Consider the following 23,103-nt stretch of genomic DNA (forward strand, 5'->3'; position numbering starts at 1 on the left):
AAGCCCAAAGGTGGACCTTACCTAAAAAAGGGAACCAAAACCCCTATCGGATCTCCACCCCGCCTAAGCCCTCCAGAAGCCTCAAGGCCTCCACGTGGTCGGCCTCCGGGCCCAGCTCCCTCTTGGCCATCTCGTACACCTCCCGGGTGAGGCGAAGGAGGGGGCTTGGGGCCTTTTCCCCGTCCAAAACCCCCATGGCGATCCCCAAATCCTTCACCAAAAGGCCCAGGGCGAAGGTCTTGGGGAAGGCCCGGGTGAGAACCCTTTGGGGAATCAGGTTCTCCGTGGCGTTGGAGCGGCCGCTGGAGGCGTTGATGGCCTCGAGGGCCTTCTCCGCGGAAACCCCCTGCCGCACCAGGGCCACCAACCCTTCCCCAGCCGCCCAGAGGTTCACCGCCAAAAGGGCGTTGTTGATGGCCTTTACCGCATGCCCCGCCCCCACGGGCCCCACGTGGACCACCTTGGCGGCATAGGCCAGGTAGGGTTTCACCCGCTCCACCGCCTCGAGGGGCCCCCCCATCATCACCGTGAGGGTGCCCTTTTCCGCCCCCGCGGTCCCCCCGGAAACCGGGGCATCCAGGTAAACCACGCCCTTTTCCAAAAGGCGCTCCGCCAGCTTGCGGCTTCCCTCGGGCTCCCCGCTGGTGGCGTCCACCCAGTAGGTGCCAGGCCTCAGGTGGGGCCAAAGGGCCTCCGCCACCTCCCCCACCTCCTTGGTGGTGGGCAGACAGGTGAAGAGCACCCGCGCCCCCGCCACCTCCTCCAGGGGCACGGCCCTGGAGCCAAACTCCTCCTGGTGCTTTAAGGCCTTGGCGAAGGTGCGGTTCCAGACCAGGGTGGGAAACCTTTTGGCCAGATGACCGGCCATGGGGTAACCCATGGCCCCAAGACCGAGGAAGGCCACCTTCTCGTCCATGCTCCCTTTTTACCAGACCCCCAGAAGCCTGGCGAGGCCCCGGGAAAGGAGGAGGAAGAGGAGGCTAAAGGCCATGGCCACGCCCAGGAAGACGAAAAACCCCACCCCAAACCCCCCGCCGAGGACCATCTGCCTAAGCCAAAGCCCCGCGGGAAAGGCAATGGCCCAGGTGAGGAGGAGGTTTCCCCACGAAGGCTGGCGGTAGGTGCCCAGGAAGGGGGCCAGGAGTAGCCAGACGAAAAGCACGGGGAGCAGGTTTCGGGCCAGACCCCCCAAGGTGAGGGGAAGCCCATGGGAGAGAAGCCCCACCCCGGCGAAGAGGAGGAGGGCCAAAAGGTCCAGGAGGAAAAGGGGCAGGGCGGCAGGGCGGCTTTTGCTCATGACCCCCCCTCCTTCCGGGAGGCCTCGAGGAAGACCCTATCCGCCCGGTAGGAGCTCCGCACCAAGGGCCCGGCGAAGACCTCCCGGAAGCCCAGCTGGTACCCCCAGGCCTGGTAGCGCTGGAAGTCCTCGGGAGGCACGTACCGCTCCACGGGCAGGTGGGCGGGGGTGGGGCGCAGGTACTGGCCCAGGGTGAGGATATCCACCCCCGCCTCCCTCAGGTCCCGCATGGCCTCGAGGATCTCCTCCTCCGTCTCCCCCAGACCCAGCATGAGGCTGCTCTTGGTGAGAACCTCGGGCCGGTAGCGCTTGGCGTGGGCCAGGACCCTAAGGGTTTGGTGGTACCCCGCCCGGGGGTCCCGCACCCTGGGGGTGAGGCGGCGCACGGTCTCCAGGTTCTGGGCGTAGACCTCCGGACCCGCATCCAAAACCGTCTCCACCGCCTTCAGGTCCCCCTGGAAGTCGGGGGTAAGGGCCTCCACCAAAACCCCAGGGGCCTTTTCCTTGATGGCCCGGATGGTGGCGGCGAAGTGGGCCGCCCCGCCGTCGGGAAGGTCGTCCCGGTCCACGCTGGTGAGGACCACGTAGCGGATATGGAGCCGGGCGATGGCCTCGGCTACCCTCCTGGGCTCCTCCGGGTCGAGGATACCCCTAGGATTCCCTGTGTCCACGGCGCAGAACTTGCAGGCCCGGGTGCAGATGCTCCCCAGGATCATCACCGTGAGGGTACCGTGGCTCCAGCACTCCCCCACGTTGGGGCAAAGGGCCTCCTGGCAGACGGTGTGGAGCTTGAGCTCGTTCACCGTGGCCTTCAGGGCCTGGTACTTGGCCCCCGTGGGCAGGGTGGCCCTAAGCCAGGCGGGCTTATTCCGGTCCACAGGCTCGGGCCGGGCCTGGGCCAGGCCATGTTTCACCACCTTGAGCTCCACCACCTCCCCGGTGGGGGTAAGGAGCTCCACGGTTTCAAACTTGGGCTTCACGACGGTCCTCCTCCACGCGGGGCTCCCTTCCGAAAACCTCAGCGAAGGCCTGCACCACCCTGCCCTTCACCTCCGGCATGGGGACCTTGCGGCCCAAAAGCCGCTCCAAGGAGGTGACCCCTTTCCCCTTAAGCCCGCAGGGGATGATGACGGAGAAGTCGTTTAAATCGGTGTTCACGTTGAGGGCAAAGCCGTGGAAGCTAACCTCCTCCTTCACCGCCACCCCGATGGCGCAGAGCTTGTCCTCCCCCACCCAGACCCCCGCGTACCCCGGGGTGGGGTAGGCCTCGAGGCCATAGGAGGCCGCCACCTTCACGATGGCCTCCTCTATCTGCCGGAGGAAGCGGCGCACCTCTCGGCCCACGGGAAAGATGGGATAACCCACAAGCTGCCCCGGCCCGTGGTAGGTAACGTCCCCGCCCCGCTCCACCCAGTAGAGCTCAAAGCCGTTTTCCCGGTACCAGCTTTCGGGGAAAAGGAGGTTCTCCCCCGTGGCCTTCCGGCCTAGGGTGATGACCCGGGGGTGCTCCACAAGGAGCAAGGTGGGGGGGCGCTCGCCCCGCACCACCTCCTTGTGCACCCTCTTCTGGTACTCCCAGGCTTGGGGGTAGGGCAAAAGGCCCAGGTCCTCCACCAGAAACTCCACGTCCCTAAGCATACGCCAGGGGAAAGCCCCCTTAAAGTATGGGGTCTCACAGCGCCGCCAACCTGTTTGCCCATGGGGCAAAGCCCACCTGACCGCCCTCTGACCCCGGGGCCCTAGGCTGGGGGCATGGACCTGGAAACCCGGCTGGAGATGCTCTTGGAGCTTGACCCCGAGGCCTTAGACCCTGGGCTGGCGGAGAGGCTTATGGACGAGGTGCTGGCGGTTTTCCGCAAACACCTTCCCGTGCGGAGCCTCGAGGGCATCCTAAAGCGGCAGGAGGGCCGCCTGGTCCTCCTGGTGAGCCTGGAACTGGCCTAGGCCAGAAGGCGGGGAGGCTGGCCTTGGCCAGCCGGATGCCGCTATCCCCTCCCGCCGTGAGCCCTACCCCAGAAGGCTTAAGGACCCCCGGCCCTCCGGGGGTCCATGCCGCCTGCCGGGTCCCTCGGCCCCTACTGGGCCACCACGCTCACCTTCAAGGCGATGGGCACCTCGGGGTGGGGCTTGTAGGTGAGGGTGTACTCCCCCAACTCCTTGATGGGCCTTTCCAGCAACAGGCGCTTGGGGTCGATGGTGATGCCGTGCTGGCGGGAAAGGGCCTCGGCGATGTCCTTGGCGGTCACGGAGCCGTAGATCTTGGTCTCCCCCGCCCGCACCGGGATGGTGAGGGTGAGGTTCTCCAGGATCTCCTTAAGCCGCTCCGCCTCCGCCTTCCTTTCCGCCAGGCGCTTGGCCTGGGCGCGGATCTTGGCCTCGAGGGCCCTCAGGTTGCTCTCCGTGGCCAAGACCGCCAGGCCCCGGGGCAGGAGGTAGTTCCTGGCGTAACCGGGCTTCACGTTCACCACCTGGCCCACATCGCCCAGGTTCTCCAGGGGTTCCAGCAGGATGACCTTCATGTCCACCCCCTATTTGCGCACCAGCTTCTCCGTGAAGGGAAGAAGCCCCAGAATCCTCGCCCGCTTGATGGTGCGGGCCAGGATGCGTTGCTCCTTGGCGGTAAGCCCCGTGCGGCGGCGGGGCAGGATCTTCCCCGTCTCCGACAGGAACCGCTTCAGCACCTCCACGTTGCGGTAGTCCTTAAGGTCAAACTCCCCCAGGCTGGCCTTGACCTTGGCCTTCCTGGAGGGGCGCTTCTGCGCCCCAGCGGCTGCCTTCTTGGGTTTCGCGTTCTTCGTGCTCAAAACGGCAAATCCTCCTCCGGCGGGAAGTCTTCCAATCCCTCGTCGATGTCCACCCCACCCGTCTGGACAGAGCGCTCTGGCTCTTGGGGCCTGCTTCCGCCGGTCCTCTCAGGCCCACGGGTGGGTCGCTCCAACCTGAGGGCTTCCACACGGGTCTGGAAGCGCCTCTCCCCGGTGGAGCTCGTCCAGGAGTCGTTCACCAAACGGCCGATCACCAAAAGCCCCTCTCCCCGCTTGAGCTCGGAGGCCCACTCGGCCAGGTCGCGCCAGGCCTGAACCTCTATGAAGTGGGTCTTCTCCCCATCCGGCCCCTGGCCAGGGCGGCGCTCGTTCACCGCCAGGCCCAACCTGGCCACCGCCGTCCCCTGGGGGGTGTAGCGCAGCTCGGGATCCCGGGTGAGGTTGCCCATGAGGATCACCTGGTTCAGGGCGTGGCGGAGCCGGGGCTGGCCCCGGGCGTCCTCGAGGGTCTCGCGGCCCCGCCCCTCCAAGGGGTCGATGAAGTCCGCCCGGATCTGGACCTCGCTCCGCTTCTCCCCCTCCCGCTCCCACTGCCGGTATTCCAGCCGGCCCTCCACAAAGACCAGCTGGCCCCTCTCCAGGATGTCCCCCCACATCTCCGCCTGCCGGCCCAAAAGGCGCACCCGGTGGTACCAGGGCACCTCCCGCTCCTGGCCGGAGGCGTCCGTGAGGGTATCCTGGCCCGCCAGGTTCAACTCCAGGATGGCCATACCCCCAGGGGTGTAGCGCATGTCCGGACGGGCGGTAAGGGTACCGATAAGGAAAACGCGGTTCAGGCCTCTTGCCATGGGAACAGTCTACGCCCTGGTGAGGAGGGGCTCCTGGGTTTTCACCACCATGACCCGGCGCACGTTATCGCGCAGGCGGAGCTCCCGGGCCAGGTCGTTCACCCGGTCCTCGGGCATCTCCACCTGGTACCAGAGGAAGTAGCCCTGGGTGTCCTTGGCGATGGGGTAGGCCAGGCGGCGCGTGCCCCATTCCTCCACCTTCTCCACCCGGGCCCCATGGGCCTCGAGGGCCTTCCCGATGATCTCCTTCTCCAGGGCGAGCTGGCTTTGGTCCAGGTTGGGGCTCAGGATGATGTTCACCTCGTACTTGCGCATCCACACCTCCTCTCCGGGCCCGGCAGGCCGCACGGGCTAAGATTATACCCCTTTTCCTCCCCTAAAAAAAGACCCAGGGGGCCCTAAGGCCCCCATCTGGCTCCGCGGGCAGGACTCGAACCTGCGACCAACCGGTTAACAGCCGGCCGCTCTACCAGCTGAGCTACCGCGGACCGACCGCACTAGGCACTATAGCAGGAAGCCCCAGGAAGCGTCAAGAAGAAAACCCCGGGGGGTTTCCCCGGGGTGTAGCCAGGGGCTTCTAAAGCTTCTTCAGGGCCTGGGTAAGCTGGGTGAGGACGTTTTGCGCATCCCCGTAGAGCATCCGGGTGTTGTCCGCGTAGAAGAGCTCGTTTTCCACCCCGGCAAAGCCCTTGCCCTGCCCCCGCTTGATCACGATGACGTTCTTGGCCTTGTCCACGTCCAGGATGGGCATGCCGTAAAGGGGGCTTCCCGGGCGGCGGGCGGCGGGGTTCACCACGTCGTTGGCCCCGATGACCACCGCCACGTCCACGGTGGGGAACTCGGGGTTGATCTCCTCGAGGTCCTTGAGCTTGTCGTAGTCCACCCCAGCCTCGGCCAAAAGCACGTTCATGTGCCCGGGCATCCGCCCCGCCACCGGGTGAATGGCAAACTTCACCTCCACCCCCTTGCTCTCCAACAGGTCCGCCAGCTCCTTCACCTTGTGCTGGGCCTGGGAGAGGGCCATGCCGTAGCCGGGCACGAAGACCACCTTGCCGGCGTAAGCCAGCATGACGGCGGCATCCTCCACGTCGATGGGCTTGAGGCTTCCCTTGACCTCCCCCGCCTCCTGCTCCACGCCAAAGCCGCCCACCAGCACATTCCACACGGAGCGGTTCATGGCCCGGGCCATCAGCACGGTGAGGAGGGTACCCGCCGCCCCCACCAGGGTGCCCGCCACCATCAAGGCCGGGTTGCCCACGGCAAAGCCCTCAAAGCCCACGGCCATGCCGGTGAAGGCGTTGTAGAAGGAGATGGCCACGGGCATATCCCCGCCCCCGATGGGCAGGGTCATGAGGATGCCGAAAAGAAGGGCCAGGAGGAAGAAGAGCACGATGCTGAAGGTGGGATCGTTCCAGAGCAAGGAGAGGCCTAAAAGCACGGTGATGAGGAGCACCAGGGCGTTCACCACCTTCTGCCCGGGGAAGAGGATGGGCCGGCTTTTCATGATGCCCTGTAGCTTGGCGAAGGCGATGAGGCTTCCCGTGAAGGCCACGCTGCCGATGAGACCGCCCAGGATGGCCAAGGCCATGAGGCCCGGGTTCTCAAAGGCCCCCTTCAGAAGCTCCACTGCGGCGATGGTGGCGGCCGCACCCCCACCCATGCCGTTGTAGATGGCCACCATCTGGGGCATGTCGGTCATGGCCACCTTGACCGCCGCCCACCAGGCCACCACCGAGCCCACCAAAAGGGCGATGAGCATGAGGCCAAAGTTGTGCATCCCCGGCCAGAAGAAGGTGGCCAAAACCGCCAAGGCCATGCCCCATCCCGCCCAGACGATGCCGCTTTTGGCCGTGGTGGGGTGGGCCATGCGCTTTAGGCCCACGATGAAGAGGATGGCCACCACGAAGTAAGCTGCTTGGATTAGATCCATTACTGACCACCCCCCTTGCCCGGCTTCTTCTCAAACATCTCCAGCATGCGCACCGTAACCGCATACCCCCCGGCGGCGTTGGCCGCTCCCAGGATGACCCCCAGGAAACCGATGAGCTTCTCCAAACCGGTTTCCGCATGCCCCAGGACCACCATGGCCCCCACCACCACCACCCCGTGGATGAAGTTGGACCCCGACATCAAGGGGGTGTGTAGGATCACCGGCACCCGGGTGATGAGCTCATAACCCAAAAAGGCCGTGAGCACGAAGATGTAAAGGGCAGACCAGAAGCCAAACTCCATCACGCACCTCCCACGAGGGCCTTGGTGGGCCCGTGTAGGATCTCGCCTTCCTTCATGAGAAGCGCCCCCTGGATGATCTCGTCCTCCCACTTGGGGGCGAACTCGCCCTTTTCCATGAGCAGGCCGGAAAGGTTCAAAAGGTTTTTGGCGTACATCTCCGAGGCGTGGACGGAAAGCTCGCTGGGCAGGTTCAAGGGGCCATAGATCCTCACGCCCCTCACCTCCACCACCTCCCCGGGCTTGGTGAGCACGCAGTTGCCCCCCGATTCCGCCGCCAGGTCCACCACCACCGTGCCCGGCTTCAAGCGCTCCACCATGTCCTCGGTGAGGAGGACGGGGGCCCGGCGGCCCGGCACCTGGGCGGTGGTGATGATGGCGTCCATCCCCGCCACGTGCTCCCTAAGGGCCTCGTGCTGGATGCGCTTCTCCTCCTCGGTGAGCTCCCGGGCGTAGCCTCCCTCCCCTTCCGCGCTGATGGGAAGCTCAATGGGCTTGGCTCCCAGGGAGAGGGCCTGCTCCACCGCCGCCTTGCGCACGTCGTAGGCGAAGACCTGGGCCCCCAGGCGCTTGGCGGTGGCGATGGCCATAAGCCCCGCCACCCCCACCCCCATGACCATCACCTTGGCGGGGCGGATGGTGCCCGCCGCCGTGGTCAGCATGGGGAAGAAGCGAGGGGAAAGCCTTGCCGCGTGCAAGGCCGCCAAATACCCCGCCACCGTGGCCTGGCTGGAAAGGGCGTCCATGCTCTGGGCCCGGGTGATGCGGGGGATGAGCTCCATGGCAATCACCGTGGCCTTTTTGGCGGCCAGGGCCTTCACCAGGTCCAGGTTCTTATGGGCCTGGACAAACCCCACCACGATGGCCCCGGGCTCCAAGGCCCCGATCAGGTCCTCAGGGGGCGGCTGGACCGTGAAAAGCAGGTTGGCGCCCTGCAAAAGCTCTCCTCGCTCCACCACCTCGGCCCCGGCTTCCTGGTAGGCGGTGTCGGGGTGGTAGGCACCCTCCCCGGCACCCCTTTCCACCCGCACCTTGGCCCCCTGCTTCACCAGGCGGGCCACCACCTCGGGCACCAGGGCCACCCTTCTTTCCCCGGGAGCCCTTTCCTTGGGAACCGCTATGGTCACCATAGGACCTCCTTACCGCGCCAGTATACCAATGGGGCCACGGGCATCTGTCCTCGGCCTCGAGGGTGACCCACTGGTCAGAAGCGAATCCTTATGGAAGAATGCCTCCATGCGGCCTTCAGGGCTCAAGATCGCCTCCGTACTGCTCCTGGGCATCTTCGCCATCAGCTTCGGCAGCATCCTGGTGCGCCTGGCCCTGGCAGCCTCCGGGGACAGAAGCCTGGCCTTTAGCCTGGTGATGAGCGCGGGAAGGATGGGCCTGGCGGCCTTACTCCTCCTTCCCAGTTGGCGAAGACCCCTGGCCAGCCGAAGGGGGGTCCCCCACGCGGTGGCCGCCGGGGCTTCCCTGGCCCTGCACTTTGCCCTTTGGATCACCTCCCTCTCCTACACCTCGGTGGCAGCCAGCACCGCCTTGGTCACCACCAACCCCGTCTGGGTCACCCTCTTCGGCTGGCTTTTCCTTCGGGAGGCTCCCTCCGGCCTAACCTTGCTGGGGATTGCGGTGGCCCTTTTGGGCGGGCTTCTGATCGGCCTGGGGGATGCCCAAGGAGGCGGGGGAGCCAATCCTCTCCTCGGGGACCTCCTGGCCCTCCTGGGAGCGGTGGCCGCCTCCCTTTACTTCCTCCTGGGGCGGGAGGCCCAGAAGCGGGGCCTTTCCATCCTGGAGTACGTGCGGATAGCCTACACCACCGCGGCCCTCCTTCTCCTCCCCCTCCCCTACCTCTTCGGCGGAGGATATGGGGGCTACCCCCTGGCGGTCTACGGCTACATCCTCCTCATGGCCCTTTTGCCGCAGCTTGTGGGCCACACCAGCTTCAACTGGGCCACCCGGCACATCCCCCCGGTCCTGGTCACCCTGGCCATCCTCTTCGAGCCGGTGGGGGCAAGCCTCCTGGCCTTCCTCCTCTTTGGGGAACTTCCCGGGGTCCAGGTCCTCCTGGGAGCCCTGGTCCTCCTCATCGGGGTGGGCATGGCCGTGGTGGGGGCACGGCGATGATCTACGTGGCCCTGGCCGCCTTCCTTTGGGGCCTGGGTGGGGCCCTGGCCGGACGCTTCATGGGGGAGATCCCTCCCTTGGTCCTCATCCCCTTGCGCTTTACCTTGAGCTTCTTCCTGCTTCTCCCCCTGGTGCTCCGGCTTCCCCCGGCCCCCCAGGAGTGGCCCCGGCTTCTCCGGGTAGGGCTCGCCCTATCCGGGGCCCAGGCCTTTTACTACCTGGCCATCCACGCCACCACCGTGGCCACCGGGATCTTTCTCCAGTACCTGGCCCCCGCCCTCCTCACCCTCTTTGCCCTCTTAAGGGGGGAGAGGCTTCCCGGCAAAGCCCTTTTGGGCGTGGCCTTGGCCCTTTTGGGAGCCTATGTGCTGGTGGTGGGGTCCAAGGGCCTCACGGCAAGCCCCGTGGGGGTGGCCTATGGACTCCTTTCCGCCCTTTCCTTCGCCCTTTACGCCGCCTTCTCCCACGGGCTCAAGACGCCGCCCTTGGTGAGCCTGGGGATGGCCACGGGGGTGGGGAGCCTCCTTTCCTTGCCGGTCCTCCTTGGCAACCTACCTGGGGTCCTGGCCTTGGACCCTGGGGACTGGGGGGCGGTGGCCTACCTGGTGGTCTTCGGCACGGTGGTGCCCTTTAGCCTCTTCCTCCTGGGGGTGCGCACGGTACCCGCCCGGAACGCCACCCTCACCGCCATGCTGGAACCCGTGGCCGGGGCCCTCTTCGCCTGGCCCCTGGCGGGGGAGCCCCTTAGCCTCGAGGGCCTTCTGGGCGGCACCCTCATCCTCCTGGGGGTGGCCCTGAACCGGAGGTGATATGGCAGCGCGGGTTTTTCTCCTCTTCACCTTGGGCTACTTCCTCTCCTACTTCTACCGGTCGGCCAACGCGGTGCTGGCCAAGGACCTTTCCCAGGAGCTGGGCCTGGGCCCGGGGGAGCTGGGCTTTATGACCAGCCTCTTCTACCTCGCCTTCGCCGCGGTGCAGCTCCCCTTGGGAAGCCTCCTGGACCGGTACGGCCCCAGGATCATCACCCCCGCCCTCCTCCTGGTGGCTTCCCTGGGAAGCGTGGTCTTCGGGCTGGCGCAAAGCTTCCCCACCCTGGCCCTGGGCCGGGCCCTGATCGGGGTGGGGATGGCCGCCGCCCTCATGGGCTCCCTAAAGGCCTTTAGCCTGTGGTTCCCAAGGACCTACGCCACCGTTTCCACCCTCCTGGTGGGCCTGGGGGCCACGGGAGGCCTTTTGGCGGCCACACCCCTAGCCCTCATGAAGGAGGTCATGGGTTGGCGGGGGGTCTTCCTCCTAGGAGCAGGGGTGGTGGTCCTGGTGGCCCTTCTTATCCACCTGGGGGTGCGGAACACCCCCCCGGGGGTTTCCTGGCCCAAGGGTGGGGAGCGTGGGGGGCTATGGGAAGTCCTGGGCAACCCCAGGCTCCTGCGGGTGGCCTTTTTGGCCTTGGCCTTTGCGGGAAGCTTCCTGGCCTTGCAAACCCTATGGGCCGGGGCTTACGCCTATGCCCTGGGCCTCGAGGCGGTGAAGGTGGGAAACCTTCTCCTCCTCTACTCGGGGGGGGCGGTCCTGGGCTTTTTGGTATCCGGCTACCTGGCCGACCGCCTGGGCACCGCCAAGGTGCTGGTAGGCGCGGCCCTTCTCTTCGCCCTGGGCCTCCTCCTCGCCCTCCTAGGGCCCCTTGCCCTCGCTTATCCCCTCATGGGATTCTTCGGAGCCTTCAACATCCTTACCCTCACCCAGGCCCGGGAGCTGGTGCCCCCTCACCTGGTGGGCCGGGGCACCACCTTGGTGAACCTCTTCGGCATTGGGGGCACCTTCCTGTTGCAGTGGGGGGTGGGGGTGGCCGTGGGGACCATGGGGTACACCTTCGCCTTCGCGGGCCTCCTGGCCCTGTTGCTCCTGGCCCTTTTCCTCTACCGGCCCCTTCTAGGCCTGAAGGCCTCGGGGTGAAAAAGAAGGCGCTACTGTCGAACCCTATCCCGGTTAACCCCGTGCACCAAGGCCAAACCTAAGCCCTCTAAACGCTGGAGCACATCCCAACGCTCCTTAACCAGGTGGCCATATTTGTTATATGGCTCCAGGGGCCTTCTGGGCATCCGTTGCGATTATAGGCCTGTTGTTCCCCTGTTGGCAAGTTAGGGGGCACTAGGCAAAACTAACACTTCTGCGTTAAACTCCCTCCATGCTAGCCCAGGTGCGAAGCTACACCCTCTTCGGCCTGGACGCGGTTCCCGTCACCGTGGAGGTGGATGTTAGCCCCGGGCTTCCCAGCTACGCCCTGGTGGGGTTGCCGGACAAGGCGGTGGAGGAAAGCCGGGAGCGGGTCAGGGCCGCCCTCAAGAACTCCGGCTTCCCCTACCCCCAGGCCCGGGTGGTGGTGAACCTGGCCCCGGCGGAGCTCCGCAAGGAGGGCAGCCACTTTGACCTTCCCATCGCCCTGGGGCTTCTGGCCGCCCAAGGGGTGGTGCCCCTGGAAAGCCTAACCGGCCTGGCGGTGGCCGGGGAGCTGGGCTTAGATGGAACCCTACGCCCGGTGCCTGGGGCCGTGAACCTGGCCCTAGGGGCCTTGGGCGAAGGGAAAAGGCTCCTCCTTCCCCTGGAAAGCGCTAAGGAAGCTGCCTTGGTGGAGGGGGTGGAGGTCTACGGGGCGGAAAGCCTCCTTCAGGCGGTGGCTTACCTGAGGGGGGAAGAGGAGCCCAAGAGGGCGGCACCCGAAGACCCCGTGGTCGCCCTCGAGGCTTTGGACCTCCGGGATGTGAAGGGCCAGGCCAAGGCAAAAAGGGCCCTGGAGATCGCCGCTGCCGGTTACCACCACCTCCTCATGGTGGGAAGCCCGGGCTCGGGTAAGACCATGCTGGCCAGGCGCCTTCCCTTTCTGCTCCCCCCTTTGGGCCAGGAGGCCGCCTTGGAGGTAAGCCGCATCCACTCCGCCGCCGGACAGATCCTCAAGGGCCTGGTGCGCACCCCCCCTTTCCGCGCCCCCCACCACACGGTGAGCTACGCCGGCCTCATCGGGGGCGGGGCCATCCCCAAGCCGGGGGAGGTTTCCCTGGCCCACCGGGGGGTGCTCTTCCTGGACGAGTTCCCCGAGTTCTCCCGGGATGCCCTGGAAGCCCTCCGCCAGCCCCTCGAGGACGGGGTGGTGACCGTCTCCCGGGCCCGGGCCAGCCTCACCTTCCCCGCCCGCTTCCTCCTGGTGGCCGCCATGAACCCCTGCCCCTGCGGCTGGTACGGGGACCCAGAACGGACCTGCACCTGCACCCCCGCAAGCCGCCAGCGCTACGTGGGAAAGATCTCCGGACCCCTCCTGGACCGGTTTGACCTGGTAGTGGAGGTGCCCCGCTTAACCCCAGCCGAGCTGGCCCGCGCCCCCGAAGGGGAAAGCACCGAGGCGGTGAAGGAGCGGGTCTTAAGGGCCCGGGAGAGGATGCTCTCCCGCCAGGGAAGGCCCAACGGGGAGCTTGCGGGAAAGGCTCTAAGAGAGCACGTGGGCCTGACCCCGGGAGCGGAAAACCTTCTCCAGGCGGCAGCCAAGCGGATGCTCCTTTCCGCGCGAAGCTACGACCGCCTCCTCCGGGTAGCCCGCACCATCGCCGACCTGCAAGGAGCGGACCACGTGGGGGAAGGCCACGTGGCCGAGGCTTTGGCCTACCGCAAAACCCTCTAGCCCGCTTGGGCGGCCAGCCAGGGGATGAGGGCCTCCGCCGCCTCGAGGTTGGTGGCCAAAGGCACCCCGTGCACGTTGCACACCCGCATAAGGGCCTGAACATCGGGTTCGTGGGGCTTGGGGGTGAGGGGGTCTTGGAAGAAAAGCACGCATAGCACCTTTCCCTCAGCCACCCTGGCCCCGATCTGCATGTCCCCTCCCAAGGGGCCGGAAAGCACCCTTCCCACCCTTAGCCCAGTGGCCTCCGCAACGCGTTTTCCCGTGGTGCCCGTGGCCAAGAGGGGAAAGCGGGAAAGGAGCTCCCGATGCCGTTGGCAGAAGGCTACCATATCGTCCTTTTTGGCATCGTGGGCGATGAGGGCCAAGGCCTTCATGGGGCCATTGTATGCTCCTTCCCATGGAAGCCCTTACCTTTAAGGAGGCCCAAAGGCAGGTGGACGCCTGGATCGGGCAGTTTGAGGAAGGGTACTTCCCTCCCCTCCTCCTGCTGGCCCGGCTTGCGGAGGAGCTAGGGGAGGTGGCCCGGGTCCTGGCCCACCGCCATGGGAAAAAGCCCAAGCCAGGGGAGGAGGAAGGGGATCTGGCCATGGAGCTCGCCGACCTCCTCTTCGTCCTCATCTCCCTGGCCAACCGGGAAGGCATCGACCTGGAGGAAGCCTTCCTCAAGGCCATGGCCAAGTACCGGGAGCGGGACCAAACCCGCTGGACGCGAAAGGGAGGCTAGGGTGGCCCATCCCTACCTGGAGGCCCACGGTTTGTACAAGCGCTTTGGGGCCCTCGAGGCGGTCAAAAACGTCCACCTCACCCTGCACCCTGGCGAGATCCTGGCGTTCTTGGGTAAAAACGGCGCCGGCAAGAGCACCACGGTGAAGATGCTTTCGGGCCTCCTCCTCCCCGACCGGGGCGAGGTGCACCTTTTGGGGAAAAATCCCTTTCGGGAGCCTTTGGCTTTGAAGCACCTGGGGGCGGTCTTGGAGGGCAACCGCAACACCTACTGGCGGCTTACCCCCCTGGAAAATCTGGTCTACTTCGGAGTGGCCCGAGGCCTGCGGCTTGCCGTAGCCAGGAAACGGGCCTGGGAACTTCTGGAGGAGTACGCCCTTCTGGGAAAAGCCCACACCGAGGTGCGTCACCTCTCCCGGGGGATGCAGCAAAAGCTGGCCCTCTTGCAGGCCTTGATCCACGACCCCGAGGTGCTTCTGCTGGACGAACCCACCCTGGGTTTGGATGTAGAAACCGCCTTGCTGATGCGGGACAAGATCCGCACCCTGGCCCAAGCGGGCAAGGCCATTCTCCTCACCACCCACCAGATGGAGGTGGCTGAAGCCCTGGCGGACCGGGTGGCCATCATCCACCGAGGGGAAGTGGTGGTAGAAGAAACCAAGGAGGGCCTCCTGGCCCGCTTCGCCGGCGAGCACTACGTGTTGGAGCTGGAGGAAAAGCCGCCCCTCGAGGTCATAAAGCAGTTACGTGCTCTGGGGGTGGAAGGAGAGGGTCCCTTTTTCTTTCGCGGCAATGCCCAGGCCCTCTGGCAAGTCCTGGAAGCTGTAAAGCCCCTGCCCCTTAAAAAGGTGGCCAAAGCGGAAGCGGACCTTTTGGAAATATTTTTAAAGGTGGTGGGCCATGCTTGACCTTTTCCTGGCGGAGTTTTGGCGAAACCTCCTATCCCTGCGCCGCTACCCCCTGGAGCTCCTGGGGGCGGTGGTTACCTTAAGCGTCATTTTCTACCTTCTCTTCCTGGGAGCCCGCTTTCTCGCCGGACCGGGAGCAGAGTTCGGGGGCCGGTTGGAGGCGGTCCTGGTGGGATACCTGCTTTGGACCTTCGCCCTGTTTGCCTATAACAGCCTTTCCTTTGGCCTCATGGAGGAGGCGCAAACAGGAACCTTGGAGCAGGTCTTCCTTTCCCCCTACGGGCCGATTCCTCTCTTTTTGGTGCGGAACCTTTCCGGGCTCCTCACCCAGGGGCTTTTGGTTTTTCTCATCGCCATGGTGCTCACCACCCTCACTGGGGCTCGGCTTTCCTTCCATCCCGGAGTGGTCCTCCCCTTTTTGGCCGTCCTATTGGGGGGGTATGGTTTGGGCTTCGCCATGGGAAGCCTGGCCCTCCTTTATAAGCGCATCAACCAACTTCTGGGCCTTTCTCAGTTCCTCTTGCTCTTTCTCTTGCAGGCCCCAGGCACGGGGCCCTTTCTCCTCTTACCCATGGCCCCAGGAGCCTCCTTGGCCCGGGGCATGCTGGCTCAAGGAGCCCCCTTGGACCCTTGGGGCCTTCTTGTAGCCTTTTTGAACGCCTTCCTCTACTTGGGCTTGGGTCTTTTCCTCTTTGGACGGGCGGTACATCGGGCCAAGAAACAGGGGCTTCTGCATGGCCATTAGGCTTCTCCTCCTGGCCTTGGGACCCGCCCTAGCCCTGGGCCTGGGGCGGTTCGCCTACGCCCTGGTCCTGCCCCTCATGCAAAGCACCTGGGGACTTTCCTACGCCCAAGCGGGGATCCTGGGAAGCGCCAACACCCTGGGCTACCTAGTGGGGGCCTTTTTCAGCCACCGCCTCCTGGGCTGGGTGGGCTACCGGAACGGGTTTTTCCTGGCCCTCCTCCTGCAGGGCCCCATCCTGGCCCTCACGGGGATGGGAAACCTCCCCCTGGCCTTCAGCCTGCGGTTTCTCCAGGGCTTTCTCGGCGCCTTGGTCTTCGTGGGAGGGGCGGCTCTCCTCATGGCCGTGGGCAGCTCTGGGCGAACCCTGGGGGTCTACTACGGGGGCGTGGGCCTGGGGCTTCTCCTGGCCCCGTGGCTCCTTTGGGGAGCCGCCGAGCCCTTGGGGGCCTGGGCCAGGCTGGGCCTTTATAGCCTCCTCCTGGGCCTGCCCACCCTTCTTTCCTGGCCTATTCTGAAAGAACCCCCACCCCCCGTCCAAGGCGAGGGAAGCCTAGGGCCCATCCTTCCCTTACTTTTGGCCTATGGCCTTTACGGGGCAGGGTACATCGGCTACATGACCTTCGTGGCGGCGGTGGTGGGGGATTCCCTTACCCTCTTCGGCCTCCTGGGCCTGGGAGCCCTCCTGACCGGACCCGTTTGGGGACCCTGGGTGGAGCGGGTAGGGGGGAGAAAGGGGCTTTTCCACGTGCTCTCTGTCCTGTTTCTGGGGAGCCTTCCTCCCCTGGCCCTGCACCTTCCCGCCCTCAGCGCCCTCCTCTTCGGACTTGCCTTCCTGGGGGTGATCACCGCCCTCACCCAGGCCTTCCGCACCCTCCTCCCCCCTTCCGCCTGGCCCCGGGCCATGGGGCTTTCCACGGCAGCCTTCGCCCTGGGCCAGGCGGCGGGGCCTGCCGTGGCCGGGTTCTTCGCGGAGGCGGCGGGGCGAGGGGAGGGGGCCCTTTGGACGGCCAGCGTTCTCCTCTTTCTGGCCCTCCTCCCCACCTGGCCTCGCCCTCAGAAACCGTAGAGGGCCCGGTACTTCCCCTCCAGGTAGGCCAAGAAGGGCCGGGCGCTGGGGGGTGCACCGGTCACCCGCTCCACCAAAGCCTTGGGGCGGAAGCGGCTTCCCTCGGCGTGGATTTTCCTACGGGTCCAGCCCAGAAAGGCATGGAACTCCCCCCGGCGGAACTGGGCCTCGAGGTCCCCAAGCTCCTCCTGGGCCTTTTGGAAGAACTGGGCGGCGTAGAGGTTACCCAGGGTGTAGGTGGGGAAGTAGCCGAAAAGCCCCCCGGACCAGTGCACGTCCTGCATTACCCCGTCCTTGTAGTCCCTAGGGGCCACCCCTAGGTAGGCTCGGTACCGCTCCGTCCAGGCCCCGGGGAGGTCCTCCAGGGCAAGCTCCCCCCGGAAAAGGAGAAGCTCCAACTCCAGGCGCACCAGGATGTGAAGGTTATAGGTGACCTCGTCCGCCTCCACCCGGATGAGGGAGGGCTCCACGGCGTTGATGGCCCGGTGGAAGTCCTCCAGGGCCACGCCCTGGAGGCTTGGGAAGCGCTCCTTTGCCCGGGGGAAAAACCGCTCCCAAAAGCCCAGGGAGCGGCCCACCAGGTTCTCCCAGGTGCGGCTTTGCGACTCGTGAACCCCCAAGGAGACCGCCTCCCCCCTTGGGGTCCCCCAGTGCTCCCTGGGCAGGCCCTGCTCGTAGAGGGCATGGCCCATCTCGTGCAGGGTGCCGAAGATGCCGGCGTTGAAGAAGTCCTCGAAGTAACGGGTGGTGATGCGCACGTCCCCGGGCCCGATGGAGATCTCAAAGGGATGGGCGGTGGGGTCCAGGCGGCCCGCCTCGAGGTCGTAACCACAGGCGGCGAGGAGCTCGAGGGCAAAGGCCTTCTGGGCCTCCTTGGGATAGGGACGGTGCAGGATGCGGGTATCGGGTTTCCGGCTGCTCCCCAGGATCCGGTCCAAAAGCCCCTGGAGCCCCTCCCTCAGCTGGCTGAAAAGGGGCAAAAGCTCCCCGGAGCGCATCCCCGGCTCGAACCCATCCAAAAGGGCGTCGTAAACCTCCCCATAGGGAGGGTCCCCGGGAGCCGGGGGAAGGCCATAGAGGATCTCCGCCTTCTCCTTGGTGAGGGCGAACACCCGGCGCAAGTAGGGCAAGAACCCCTGCCAGTCGTCCCTGGGACGGGCCTCCTCCCAGTAACTCTCCGCCTCGCTTTGGGCCTGGGCCAGCTCCACCGCCAGCCTTTCGGGGATGGCCCGGGTGCGCTCGTAGGCCTGCCGCCACTCCCGGACGTTGACCGCGGCATCGGAAAGGGGATCCTGCACCAGGTGGGAACCCTCCACCGCCGAAAGCCACTCCCCAACCCTGGGATCCGTGGCCCGTTGATAAAGGAGGCGGGCTAGGGCTGCCATCTGCCTCGCCCGGTGCTCGTGCCCCTTCTTGGGGATCATGGTGCGCTGGTCCCAAGCCGCCAGGGCCCCCAGGGAGGCCAGGTAGGCGGTTTCCCTCTGGAACTCCAAAAGCTCCTGATAAGCGGTTTCCGGCGTCACGGAAGCATCATACCCCTCGTGGTGTTAAAGGCCCATGAAACTCTCCTGATCCCAGGCCCCCCAGCCAAATAAAGTCTTTACTTATTCATGACATTGGTATGTTAGGATATTCTTATGAGAACGGCCCTGACCCTCGGAATCGGACTGCTGGCCGTATGGCTTTTCAGCCTTGGTGGGGCCTGGTCCTTGCTGGGGGTGCTCCTCTTCTTCCTTCTGGCCCTTCTTTTTGACGACGCTGACCGCCCCAATGAACCCGAAAACCTCTCCCCCCAAGCCTGATCCCCTTGGCCTCCCCAAGAGGGGTGGCCCCCTTGGGGCAGGGGGCGGTTCATTTGGGGTAGGGGCCCCAAAGCCGTTCATTTGGGGTAGGGGCCCCAAAGCCGTTCATTTGGGGTAGGGGCCCCAAAGAGGAAACCCTCGAGGCTTCCCGGGCAGGTATGGGGCTTGGGCCGCTTGCCGGAAGACCGGGTATTGGGTCTTACAATGCTCCCATGTGGCCCCTTTTTGCCCTGCTCCTTGGCCTGGCGGTGGGCTCCTTCCTGAACGTGGTGATCCACCGCCTGCCCAAAGGGGAGTCCATCGTCTTCCCGCCCTCCCGTTGTCCCGCCTGCGGCCACCGCCTGGCCCCCAAGGACCTGGTTCCCGTGTTCTCCTACCTGGCCCTTAGGGGACGGTGCCGCTACTGCCATAGCCCCATATCCCCCCGCTACCCCCTGGTGGAGGCCCTCACGGGCCTGCTCTTTGCCCTGGTGGCCCTCTTCTACCCTCCCTCGCCCCAGGCCTTCCTCACCTTCGCCTTCCTGGCCTTCCTGGTGGCCCTTTCCTTCATAGACCTGGACACCCTTGAGCTCCCCGATTCCCTCACCTACGGTCTCCTTTTCCTGGGGCTCGCCTCTGCCTACCTCCTTTCCTTCCCCCGCCCCTTTCCCGAGGCCCTGGACGGGGCTTTGATCTCCGCTGGAGTCCTGGGGCTGGTGGCGGGGTACGGGGGGTTTTTCCTAAGGCGCTTCCGCGAGGCCAGGGCAGAGGTACCCGTGGGGCCCCATCAGGTGCACATGGCCGCCCTTTTCGGTGCCCTCTTGGGCGCTGGGGTGGGGATGGCCCTGGCCTCCCTCACCTGGGCCCTTTCGGGGCGCACGGGAAGACCCGTGGTGCTTCCCGACCGGATAACCCTGCCCCTCCTGCCCTTGGCCTGGATCCTGGCCCCCTACCTGGGGGCCGAGCTCCTAAGTACCCTCAAAGGGTCCTTCCTGGCCGCAGGGGGCCTGGCCCTGGCTGGGGGGCTCTATTGGGCCCTCAGGACGGAGCCCCAAGGGGAGGTAGCGGTAAAGGCGGAGGCGGGGGAAACCGATCCCGTGGCCATGGGCTACGGGGATGTGAAGCTTCTGGGAGCCTTGGGAGCCTGGCTTGGGATTTACAGCCTCCTGGCCCTGTTCCTAGGGGTCTTCGCCGGGGCCCTGGTGGGCCTGGCCTTTAGGCAACGGAAAATCCCCTTCGGCCCCTACCTGGCCTTGGGGGGCGTGGTGGCCTTCTTCTTCGGGGAAACCCTGTGGCGGGCGTACATGGCCTGGCTGGGGCTATAGTGGGGGGGATGGCGGTGGACCTCCTTCCCATCCTGGCCCAAAGGCGAAGCGTGCGCCGCTTTAAGCCCGTGCCCATACCTGAGAAAGATCTAGAAAAGCTTCTGTTCGCCCTGCAAAGGGCCCCCACCGACGCCAGCGCCCAGCTTTATAGCGCCATCCGGATCACCGACCCAGGGCTTAGGGAAAGGGTGGCCCAGCTTTCCGGCAACCAGGAGCACATCCGCCAGGCGGCGGAGTTCTTCCTTTTCCTGGCGGACATCCATCGCCTGGAAAGGCTTCTCGCCCACCGGGGGGAGAGGATGGCCTTCTGGCCCAAAACCGCCTTGCACTTCGCCCTCTTGGACGCGGGGCTTGCCGCCAGCTACCTGGCCCTTACCGCCGAGGCCCTGGGCTACGGGGTCTGCTTCGTCGGAGGGGTGCTGAACGGGGTGGAGGAGCTCCTGGACCTCCTGGAGCTTCCCCCTGGGGTTATCCCCGCGGTGGGCCTGGCGGTGGGCATCCCGGACGAGGAAGGCCCCCCCAGGCCCCGGCTTCCGAGGAGGCTGGTGGTGCACGAAAACCGGTACCGGCCCTACAGCCCGGAAGACCTCGAGGCCGGCTTCCAGGCCATGGCCCCCTATAGCCGCGTGGGGGACTGGGGAAGGGTTTTGAGGCGGTACTTCGCCCAAGGGGGAACCATGGAGGAAAGGGAAAAGCCCTACGGCCGGGCCCTGGCCCGTCAGGGCCTGGATCCCGACCTTCCCCCCGGTTCCCCCTTCTACTCCCTGGGCGCCCTGTTGGCGGAGGCCCTGGAAGGGGAAGCCCGGGCCATCCTCTTCCGCAAGGGGGAGGCCTGGCTAGAGCGGGAAACCGAAGCCTTCCGAGGGGAAGGAGGCCCTGGGGAGGCCCTCCTCACCGCCCTAAGGAAGGCCCGGGGGGAGATGGAGGACTGGCCTTAGGCGCGGCCTACTTCCCGGCCTCCTGCGCCACCCGCCGGGCGCCCCGGTAGGCCTTCCGGTAGAAGGGAGCCTCGAGGCTCTCGATCACCACCCGGCTCCCGTAGCTGCTGGCATGGGCGAAGACTCCCCGGCCCAGGTAGAGGCCCACGTGGTCGACATCCTTCCCCCCAAAGCTGAAGAAGACCAGGTCCCCCGGGCGCAAGGCCTCGGCGGGGGGAAGGGCCCGAAACTGTTCCCGGGTGGTCCGGGGAAGGGCTATGCCCAGCTCGGCATACACCTGGGCCACAAAGGCCGAACAGTCCACGGAGGTGGGAGAGTTCGCCCCGTACTTGTAAGGCACCCCCAGGTAGCGGAGGACCACTCTGAGAAGCGGGCTCTCCGGGTCGTAATCCTCGCCCGCCAGGGGAGGCTTCCCCTGGTCGGGGGCATGGCCTCCGCCCGGGGACGAGGGAGGGGGCTCTGGGGAGGCCTTGCCCCTGTCCTCCCCCCTTTGGGCCGGGATCCTCAGGGCCTGGCCCACCTTAAGCTCCGGCGTGGAAAGCCCGTTGAGGCGCATGAGCTCCTCCACCGTGGTGCCGTAGCGGCGCGCCAGGGAGAACAGGGTATCCCCGGGAACCACCAGGTGGATGCGCTCCCCTTCTTGGGGAAGCCTAAGCACCTGCCCCGGCTGGATGAGGAAGGTATCCAGGCCATTGAGGCGCATGAGCTCCTCCACCGTGGTGCCGTAGCGCCGGGCGATGGAGAACAGGGTATCCCCCGGGGCCACGGTGTGGGATAGGGAAGGCCCCTCGAGGGAACCCCCTTGGGGCAGGCCGGAACCCACCTGGGCCAGGCTCCAGGGGAAGAACACCCACAAGACCACCAGGGCCCACCTCCAGAGCATGGCCCCATTCTACAGGAAGGCGCCCCTTGGCCTTTTCCCAGGGGTGTGCTACAATCCCTGAAGGCGGGGGCCGTTAGCTCAACTGGCAGAGCACCGGTCTCCAAAACCGGGGGTTGGAGGTTCGAGTCCTTCACGGCCCGCCATCCCAGCCCAAAGGGCTGGGTGCAAGGCCCCTCGAGGGCCTTTTTTCCATCCTTCCGCCTGCCATGCAGGACTACCAGGTGCTCATCGTGGGGGCGGGCTTTGCGGGAAGCGAGGCCGCCTACCGTTTGGCGGAGGGGGGGGTGCGGGTGGGCCTCCTCACCCAGAGCCTGGACTCGGTGATGATGCCCTTCCTGCCCCCAAAGCCCCCCTTCCCGGAAGGAAGCCTCCTGGCCCGGGCCTACGACCCAGCCGATCCCCGGCTTTGGGCCTTCCACGCCCGGGCCAAATACCTCCTGGAAAACCAGCCCAACCTGCACCTTTTCCAGGCCACCGCCACGGAACTCCTCCTCGAGGGGAAAAGGGTGGTGGGGGTGGGCACGTGGGAAGGCCCCCCGGCCAGGGCCTCCCGCGTGGTGTTGGCGGTGGGGAGCTTTCTTGGGGCCAGGCTCCGCATGGGCGGGGTGGAGGAGGAGGCGGGCCGGCTCTCCGAGGCCAGCTATCCGGACCTCTTCCTCCACCTCCAGGCCCTAGGCTTCCGCTTCCTGAGGCGGGAGGGCGAGGTACCCGAAACCCCGGGAACCCCCGGCTACACCGTCAGCTACCATGCCTTCCATCCGGAGGAATGGGAGGAGGCCACCTTCCGTCTAACCAGGCTCGAGGGGCTTTACGCCGTGGGTCTTTGCGTGCGGGAAGGGGAGTATGCCCTCATGAGCCAAGAAGGCCTGCGCCTGGCGGAGCACCTTCTCCATGAGCTTGGGTAGGGGTTTTTCCCCCGGAACCATCCCCTCCCCATCCCAGGAGGCCACATACACCGCCACCCGGAGCCGGCGGTGGGTGAGGGCGTGGCGCACCTCCCCGGCGAAGCGAGGGTCCACCCCAAAGCCTCGCACCCTCCAAGGAAGCTCCTCCTGGGGAAAGAGGGGCACCCCGTAAAGCCCGGCGAAGCGCCCTTCCAGCCTCGTTAGGTAAACCCCTTCCCTCCCCCAAAGGACCAAGGCCGCCAAGGCTTCCTCCCGCACTTCCCGCTTCCTGCCCCCTGGGTAACGCCCCGGGTCCACCCGTCCCCGGCAAAAGGGGGCGATGGGGCACCTGGGGCAAAGGGGCCTCCGGGGCAGGCACACCGTGGCCCCCAGGTCCATGAGGGCTTGGTTCCACTCCCCCGGGGCTTCCCCTGGGGGCAGGAGGCCTTGGGCCAGGTTCCAAAGCGCCCTGGGGGCGGGGTTTTCCAGGGCAAAAACCCGGGAAAGCACCCGCCTCACGTTACCGTCCACCGCCGCCACCCTTTCCCCAAAGGCCAAAGAGGCCACCGCCGCCGCCGTGTACGGACCCAGGCCGGGAAGCTTAAGAAGCTCGGCATGGCTTCGGGGCAGGGCCTCCACCTCCTGGGCCAGGCGGTGGAGGTGAAGGGCCCGGCGGTAGTAGCCCGCCCCCTGCCAGGCCCTAAGCACCTCCTCGGAGGAAGCCTCCCGCAAGGCCTTCAGGGTAGGGAAACGGGCCAGGAAGCGGTGGTAGTAAGGGATGGCCTGGGCGGTGCGGGTCTGTTGCAGGAGGACCTCGGCCACCAGGATGCGGTAGGGGTCCTTCTCCCCCCGCCAGGGAAGGGAGCGGGGGTTCTCCCGGTACCAGGCGAGAAGGGCTTTCTGGAGCTTCTCCACGA

The 23,103-nt window shown here is 66.1% G+C and carries 28 protein-coding genes and 2 tRNA genes; 14 read left to right on the forward strand and 16 right to left on the reverse strand.

Going from position 1 to position 23,103, the window contains the following annotated elements; genetic code table 11:
- Nucleotides 1-43: 43 nt before the first annotated feature.
- The 4 genes from L0C59_RS04355 to lipB are packed head-to-tail and all read right to left on the reverse strand — an operon-like array spanning nucleotide 44 to nucleotide 2,923.
- On the reverse strand, nucleotides 44-916 hold the full coding sequence (locus tag L0C59_RS04355) for an NAD(P)-dependent oxidoreductase (RefSeq protein ID WP_243089992.1): 873 nt from the start codon (nucleotides 914-916) through the stop codon (nucleotides 44-46).
- A gap of 9 nt (nucleotides 917-925) precedes the next feature.
- Nucleotides 926-1,297, reverse strand: a complete 372-nt coding sequence (locus tag L0C59_RS04360; protein WP_243089993.1) for a DUF3054 domain-containing protein — start codon at nucleotides 1,295-1,297, stop codon at nucleotides 926-928.
- Nucleotides 1,294-2,277, reverse strand: a complete 984-nt coding sequence (gene lipA, locus L0C59_RS04365) for a lipoyl synthase (protein ID WP_243089994.1) — start codon at nucleotides 2,275-2,277, stop codon at nucleotides 1,294-1,296. Before lipA ends, L0C59_RS04360 begins: the two co-directional genes overlap by 4 nt.
- Entirely contained in the window at nucleotides 2,261-2,923 is a 663-nt protein-coding gene (gene lipB, locus L0C59_RS04370) for a lipoyl(octanoyl) transferase LipB (RefSeq protein ID WP_243090038.1), read from the reverse strand. The genes lipA and lipB overlap by 17 nt, the downstream gene beginning before the upstream one ends.
- Before the next feature lie 126 nt (nucleotides 2,924-3,049).
- On the opposite strand from lipB, the gene L0C59_RS04375 reads away from it, so the two are divergent.
- Complete coding sequence (locus L0C59_RS04375; RefSeq protein ID WP_243089995.1) at nucleotides 3,050-3,241, forward strand: hypothetical protein; 192 nt, start codon at nucleotides 3,050-3,052, stop codon at nucleotides 3,239-3,241.
- A 131-nt stretch (nucleotides 3,242-3,372) separates the two neighbouring features.
- Here L0C59_RS04375 and rplI read toward each other — a convergent pair whose 3' ends face one another.
- The 8 genes from rplI to L0C59_RS04415 form a co-directional block, all read right to left on the reverse strand.
- Nucleotides 3,373-3,816 (reverse strand): 50S ribosomal protein L9, encoded by a 444-nt coding sequence (gene rplI / locus L0C59_RS04380; RefSeq protein ID WP_243089996.1) that lies wholly within the window; start codon nucleotides 3,814-3,816, stop codon nucleotides 3,373-3,375.
- A gap of 9 nt (nucleotides 3,817-3,825) precedes the next feature.
- The gene (rpsR, locus tag L0C59_RS04385) at nucleotides 3,826-4,101 is read right to left on the reverse strand and encodes a 30S ribosomal protein S18 (RefSeq protein WP_243089997.1); all 276 of its coding nucleotides are present in this window, start codon (nucleotides 4,099-4,101) and stop codon (nucleotides 3,826-3,828) included.
- Entirely contained in the window at nucleotides 4,098-4,910 is an 813-nt protein-coding gene (locus L0C59_RS04390; protein ID WP_243089998.1) for a single-stranded DNA-binding protein, read from the reverse strand. Before L0C59_RS04390 ends, rpsR begins: the two co-directional genes overlap by 4 nt.
- 9 nt (nucleotides 4,911-4,919) lie before the next feature.
- A complete protein-coding gene (gene rpsF, locus L0C59_RS04395; RefSeq protein WP_243090039.1) occupies nucleotides 4,920-5,225 on the reverse strand; it encodes a 30S ribosomal protein S6 in 306 nt (101 codons plus the stop codon).
- A gap of 97 nt (nucleotides 5,226-5,322) precedes the next feature.
- A tRNA-Asn gene (locus tag L0C59_RS04400) sits at nucleotides 5,323-5,398 on the reverse strand.
- 89 nt (nucleotides 5,399-5,487) lie between these two features.
- Nucleotides 5,488-6,840 (reverse strand): NAD(P)(+) transhydrogenase (Re/Si-specific) subunit beta, encoded by a 1,353-nt coding sequence (locus tag L0C59_RS04405; protein WP_243089999.1) that lies wholly within the window; start codon nucleotides 6,838-6,840, stop codon nucleotides 5,488-5,490.
- Nucleotides 6,840-7,142, reverse strand: coding sequence for a proton-translocating transhydrogenase family protein (locus L0C59_RS04410; RefSeq protein ID WP_008630585.1), 303 nt, complete (start codon nucleotides 7,140-7,142; stop codon nucleotides 6,840-6,842). Before L0C59_RS04410 ends, L0C59_RS04405 begins: the two co-directional genes overlap by 1 nt.
- Nucleotides 7,142-8,269 carry an NAD(P) transhydrogenase subunit alpha gene (locus L0C59_RS04415; protein WP_243090000.1) on the reverse strand — a complete coding sequence of 376 codons (1,128 nt, stop codon included), beginning with the start codon at nucleotides 8,267-8,269 and terminating at the stop codon, nucleotides 7,142-7,144. Before L0C59_RS04415 ends, L0C59_RS04410 begins: the two co-directional genes overlap by 1 nt.
- Before the next feature lie 106 nt (nucleotides 8,270-8,375).
- Between L0C59_RS04415 and L0C59_RS04420 the strand changes: the two genes are divergently transcribed.
- From L0C59_RS04420 to L0C59_RS04435, 4 genes are all read left to right on the forward strand, one after another.
- Entirely contained in the window at nucleotides 8,376-9,263 is an 888-nt protein-coding gene (locus L0C59_RS04420; RefSeq protein WP_243090001.1) for a DMT family transporter, read from the forward strand.
- Nucleotides 9,260-10,072: an EamA family transporter gene (locus L0C59_RS04425; RefSeq protein WP_243090002.1), complete on the forward strand. Its 813-nt coding sequence runs from the start codon at nucleotides 9,260-9,262 to the stop codon at nucleotides 10,070-10,072. Before L0C59_RS04420 ends, L0C59_RS04425 begins: the two co-directional genes overlap by 4 nt.
- A gap of 1 nt (nucleotide 10,073) precedes the next feature.
- Nucleotides 10,074-11,216, forward strand: coding sequence for an MFS transporter (locus tag L0C59_RS04430; protein ID WP_243090003.1), 1,143 nt, complete (start codon nucleotides 10,074-10,076; stop codon nucleotides 11,214-11,216).
- 232 nt (nucleotides 11,217-11,448) lie between these two features.
- On the forward strand, nucleotides 11,449-12,933 hold the full coding sequence (locus tag L0C59_RS04435) for a YifB family Mg chelatase-like AAA ATPase (RefSeq protein ID WP_243090004.1): 1,485 nt from the start codon (nucleotides 11,449-11,451) through the stop codon (nucleotides 12,931-12,933).
- On the opposite strand, the gene mgsA is transcribed toward L0C59_RS04435, so the two are convergent.
- Nucleotides 12,930-13,307 (reverse strand): methylglyoxal synthase, encoded by a 378-nt coding sequence (mgsA, locus tag L0C59_RS04440; protein ID WP_243090005.1) that lies wholly within the window; start codon nucleotides 13,305-13,307, stop codon nucleotides 12,930-12,932. The genes L0C59_RS04435 and mgsA overlap by 4 nt on opposite strands.
- Before the next feature lie 23 nt (nucleotides 13,308-13,330).
- Here mgsA and L0C59_RS04445 point away from each other — a divergent pair, with 23 nt between their 5' ends.
- Genes L0C59_RS04445 through L0C59_RS04460 form a run of 4 tightly spaced genes read left to right on the forward strand, consistent with a single transcriptional unit; the run spans nucleotide 13,331 to nucleotide 16,375 of the window.
- Entirely contained in the window at nucleotides 13,331-13,657 is a 327-nt protein-coding gene (locus L0C59_RS04445; protein ID WP_243090006.1) for a nucleotide pyrophosphohydrolase, read from the forward strand.
- Nucleotide 13,658: 1 nt separating this feature from the next.
- Nucleotides 13,659-14,564: an ABC transporter ATP-binding protein gene (locus L0C59_RS04450; RefSeq protein ID WP_243090007.1), complete on the forward strand. Its 906-nt coding sequence runs from the start codon at nucleotides 13,659-13,661 to the stop codon at nucleotides 14,562-14,564.
- Complete coding sequence (locus L0C59_RS04455) at nucleotides 14,557-15,309, forward strand: ABC transporter permease (RefSeq protein WP_243090008.1); 753 nt, start codon at nucleotides 14,557-14,559, stop codon at nucleotides 15,307-15,309. Before L0C59_RS04450 ends, L0C59_RS04455 begins: the two co-directional genes overlap by 8 nt.
- Nucleotides 15,299-16,375 carry a YbfB/YjiJ family MFS transporter gene (locus L0C59_RS04460; protein ID WP_243090009.1) on the forward strand — a complete coding sequence of 359 codons (1,077 nt, stop codon included), beginning with the start codon at nucleotides 15,299-15,301 and terminating at the stop codon, nucleotides 16,373-16,375. Before L0C59_RS04455 ends, L0C59_RS04460 begins: the two co-directional genes overlap by 11 nt.
- Here the strand turns inward: L0C59_RS04460 and L0C59_RS04465 are convergent.
- Nucleotides 16,363-17,898, reverse strand: a complete 1,536-nt coding sequence (locus L0C59_RS04465) for a carboxypeptidase M32 (protein ID WP_243090010.1) — start codon at nucleotides 17,896-17,898, stop codon at nucleotides 16,363-16,365. The genes L0C59_RS04460 and L0C59_RS04465 overlap by 13 nt on opposite strands.
- Before the next feature lie 114 nt (nucleotides 17,899-18,012).
- Here L0C59_RS04465 and L0C59_RS04470 point away from each other — a divergent pair, with 114 nt between their 5' ends.
- The 3 genes from L0C59_RS04470 (at nucleotide 18,013) to L0C59_RS04480 (ending at nucleotide 20,419) form a co-directional block, all read left to right on the forward strand.
- Entirely contained in the window at nucleotides 18,013-18,177 is a 165-nt protein-coding gene (locus L0C59_RS04470; RefSeq protein WP_243090011.1) for a hypothetical protein, read from the forward strand.
- 212 nt (nucleotides 18,178-18,389) lie between these two features.
- Nucleotides 18,390-19,481 carry a prepilin peptidase gene (locus L0C59_RS04475; protein WP_243090012.1) on the forward strand — a complete coding sequence of 364 codons (1,092 nt, stop codon included), beginning with the start codon at nucleotides 18,390-18,392 and terminating at the stop codon, nucleotides 19,479-19,481.
- 8 nt (nucleotides 19,482-19,489) lie between these two features.
- Entirely contained in the window at nucleotides 19,490-20,419 is a 930-nt protein-coding gene (locus tag L0C59_RS04480) for a nitroreductase family protein (RefSeq protein ID WP_279232499.1), read from the forward strand.
- Between the two features lie 7 nt (nucleotides 20,420-20,426).
- On the opposite strand, the gene L0C59_RS04485 is transcribed toward L0C59_RS04480, so the two are convergent.
- Nucleotides 20,427-21,302: a C40 family peptidase gene (locus L0C59_RS04485; protein WP_243090013.1), complete on the reverse strand. Its 876-nt coding sequence runs from the start codon at nucleotides 21,300-21,302 to the stop codon at nucleotides 20,427-20,429.
- A 67-nt stretch (nucleotides 21,303-21,369) separates the two neighbouring features.
- On the opposite strand from L0C59_RS04485, the gene L0C59_RS04490 reads away from it, so the two are divergent.
- Nucleotides 21,370-21,445, forward strand: a tRNA-Trp gene (locus L0C59_RS04490).
- Nucleotides 21,446-21,508: 63 nt separating this feature from the next.
- Nucleotides 21,509-22,207 carry an FAD-dependent oxidoreductase gene (locus tag L0C59_RS04495; protein ID WP_243090014.1) on the forward strand — a complete coding sequence of 233 codons (699 nt, stop codon included), beginning with the start codon at nucleotides 21,509-21,511 and terminating at the stop codon, nucleotides 22,205-22,207.
- Here the strand turns inward: L0C59_RS04495 and L0C59_RS04500 are convergent.
- A complete protein-coding gene (locus L0C59_RS04500) occupies nucleotides 22,091-23,101 on the reverse strand; it encodes an A/G-specific adenine glycosylase (RefSeq protein ID WP_243090041.1) in 1,011 nt (336 codons plus the stop codon). The two genes, L0C59_RS04495 and L0C59_RS04500, sit on opposite strands and share 117 nt — an antisense overlap.
- Nucleotides 23,102-23,103 lie beyond the last annotated feature (2 nt).

This window comes from Thermus neutrinimicus, from assembly GCF_022760955.1.
In the GTDB taxonomy this organism is placed as follows: domain Bacteria; phylum Deinococcota; class Deinococci; order Deinococcales; family Thermaceae; genus Thermus; species Thermus neutrinimicus.

Coding starts and splice junctions, on each gene's coding strand:
- L0C59_RS04355 (WP_243089992.1), bottom strand. CDS start 916: ATGGACGAGAAGGTGGCCTTCCTCGGTCTTGGGGCCATGGGTTACCCC.
- L0C59_RS04360 (WP_243089993.1), bottom strand. CDS start 1,297: ATGAGCAAAAGCCGCCCTGCCGCCCTGCCCCTTTTCCTCCTGGACCTT.
- L0C59_RS04375 (WP_243089995.1), top strand. CDS start 3,050: ATGGACCTGGAAACCCGGCTGGAGATGCTCTTGGAGCTTGACCCCGAG.
- rplI (WP_243089996.1), bottom strand. CDS start 3,816: ATGAAGGTCATCCTGCTGGAACCCCTGGAGAACCTGGGCGATGTGGGC.
- L0C59_RS04390 (WP_243089998.1), bottom strand. CDS start 4,910: ATGGCAAGAGGCCTGAACCGCGTTTTCCTTATCGGTACCCTTACCGCC.
- rpsF (WP_243090039.1), bottom strand. CDS start 5,225: ATGCGCAAGTACGAGGTGAACATCATCCTGAGCCCCAACCTGGACCAA.
- L0C59_RS04405 (WP_243089999.1), bottom strand. CDS start 6,840: ATGGATCTAATCCAAGCAGCTTACTTCGTGGTGGCCATCCTCTTCATC.
- L0C59_RS04410 (WP_008630585.1), bottom strand. CDS start 7,142: ATGGAGTTTGGCTTCTGGTCTGCCCTTTACATCTTCGTGCTCACGGCC.
- L0C59_RS04415 (WP_243090000.1), bottom strand. CDS start 8,269: ATGGTGACCATAGCGGTTCCCAAGGAAAGGGCTCCCGGGGAAAGAAGG.
- L0C59_RS04420 (WP_243090001.1), top strand. CDS start 8,376: ATGCGGCCTTCAGGGCTCAAGATCGCCTCCGTACTGCTCCTGGGCATC.
- L0C59_RS04425 (WP_243090002.1), top strand. CDS start 9,260: ATGATCTACGTGGCCCTGGCCGCCTTCCTTTGGGGCCTGGGTGGGGCC.
- L0C59_RS04430 (WP_243090003.1), top strand. CDS start 10,074: ATGGCAGCGCGGGTTTTTCTCCTCTTCACCTTGGGCTACTTCCTCTCC.
- L0C59_RS04435 (WP_243090004.1), top strand. CDS start 11,449: ATGCTAGCCCAGGTGCGAAGCTACACCCTCTTCGGCCTGGACGCGGTT.
- mgsA (WP_243090005.1), bottom strand. CDS start 13,307: ATGAAGGCCTTGGCCCTCATCGCCCACGATGCCAAAAAGGACGATATG.
- L0C59_RS04445 (WP_243090006.1), top strand. CDS start 13,331: ATGGAAGCCCTTACCTTTAAGGAGGCCCAAAGGCAGGTGGACGCCTGG.
- L0C59_RS04455 (WP_243090008.1), top strand. CDS start 14,557: ATGCTTGACCTTTTCCTGGCGGAGTTTTGGCGAAACCTCCTATCCCTG.
- L0C59_RS04460 (WP_243090009.1), top strand. CDS start 15,299: ATGGCCATTAGGCTTCTCCTCCTGGCCTTGGGACCCGCCCTAGCCCTG.
- L0C59_RS04470 (WP_243090011.1), top strand. CDS start 18,013: ATGAGAACGGCCCTGACCCTCGGAATCGGACTGCTGGCCGTATGGCTT.
- L0C59_RS04475 (WP_243090012.1), top strand. CDS start 18,390: ATGTGGCCCCTTTTTGCCCTGCTCCTTGGCCTGGCGGTGGGCTCCTTC.
- L0C59_RS04480 (WP_279232499.1), top strand. CDS start 19,490: ATGGCGGTGGACCTCCTTCCCATCCTGGCCCAAAGGCGAAGCGTGCGC.
- L0C59_RS04485 (WP_243090013.1), bottom strand. CDS start 21,302: ATGCTCTGGAGGTGGGCCCTGGTGGTCTTGTGGGTGTTCTTCCCCTGG.
- L0C59_RS04495 (WP_243090014.1), top strand. CDS start 21,509: ATGCAGGACTACCAGGTGCTCATCGTGGGGGCGGGCTTTGCGGGAAGC.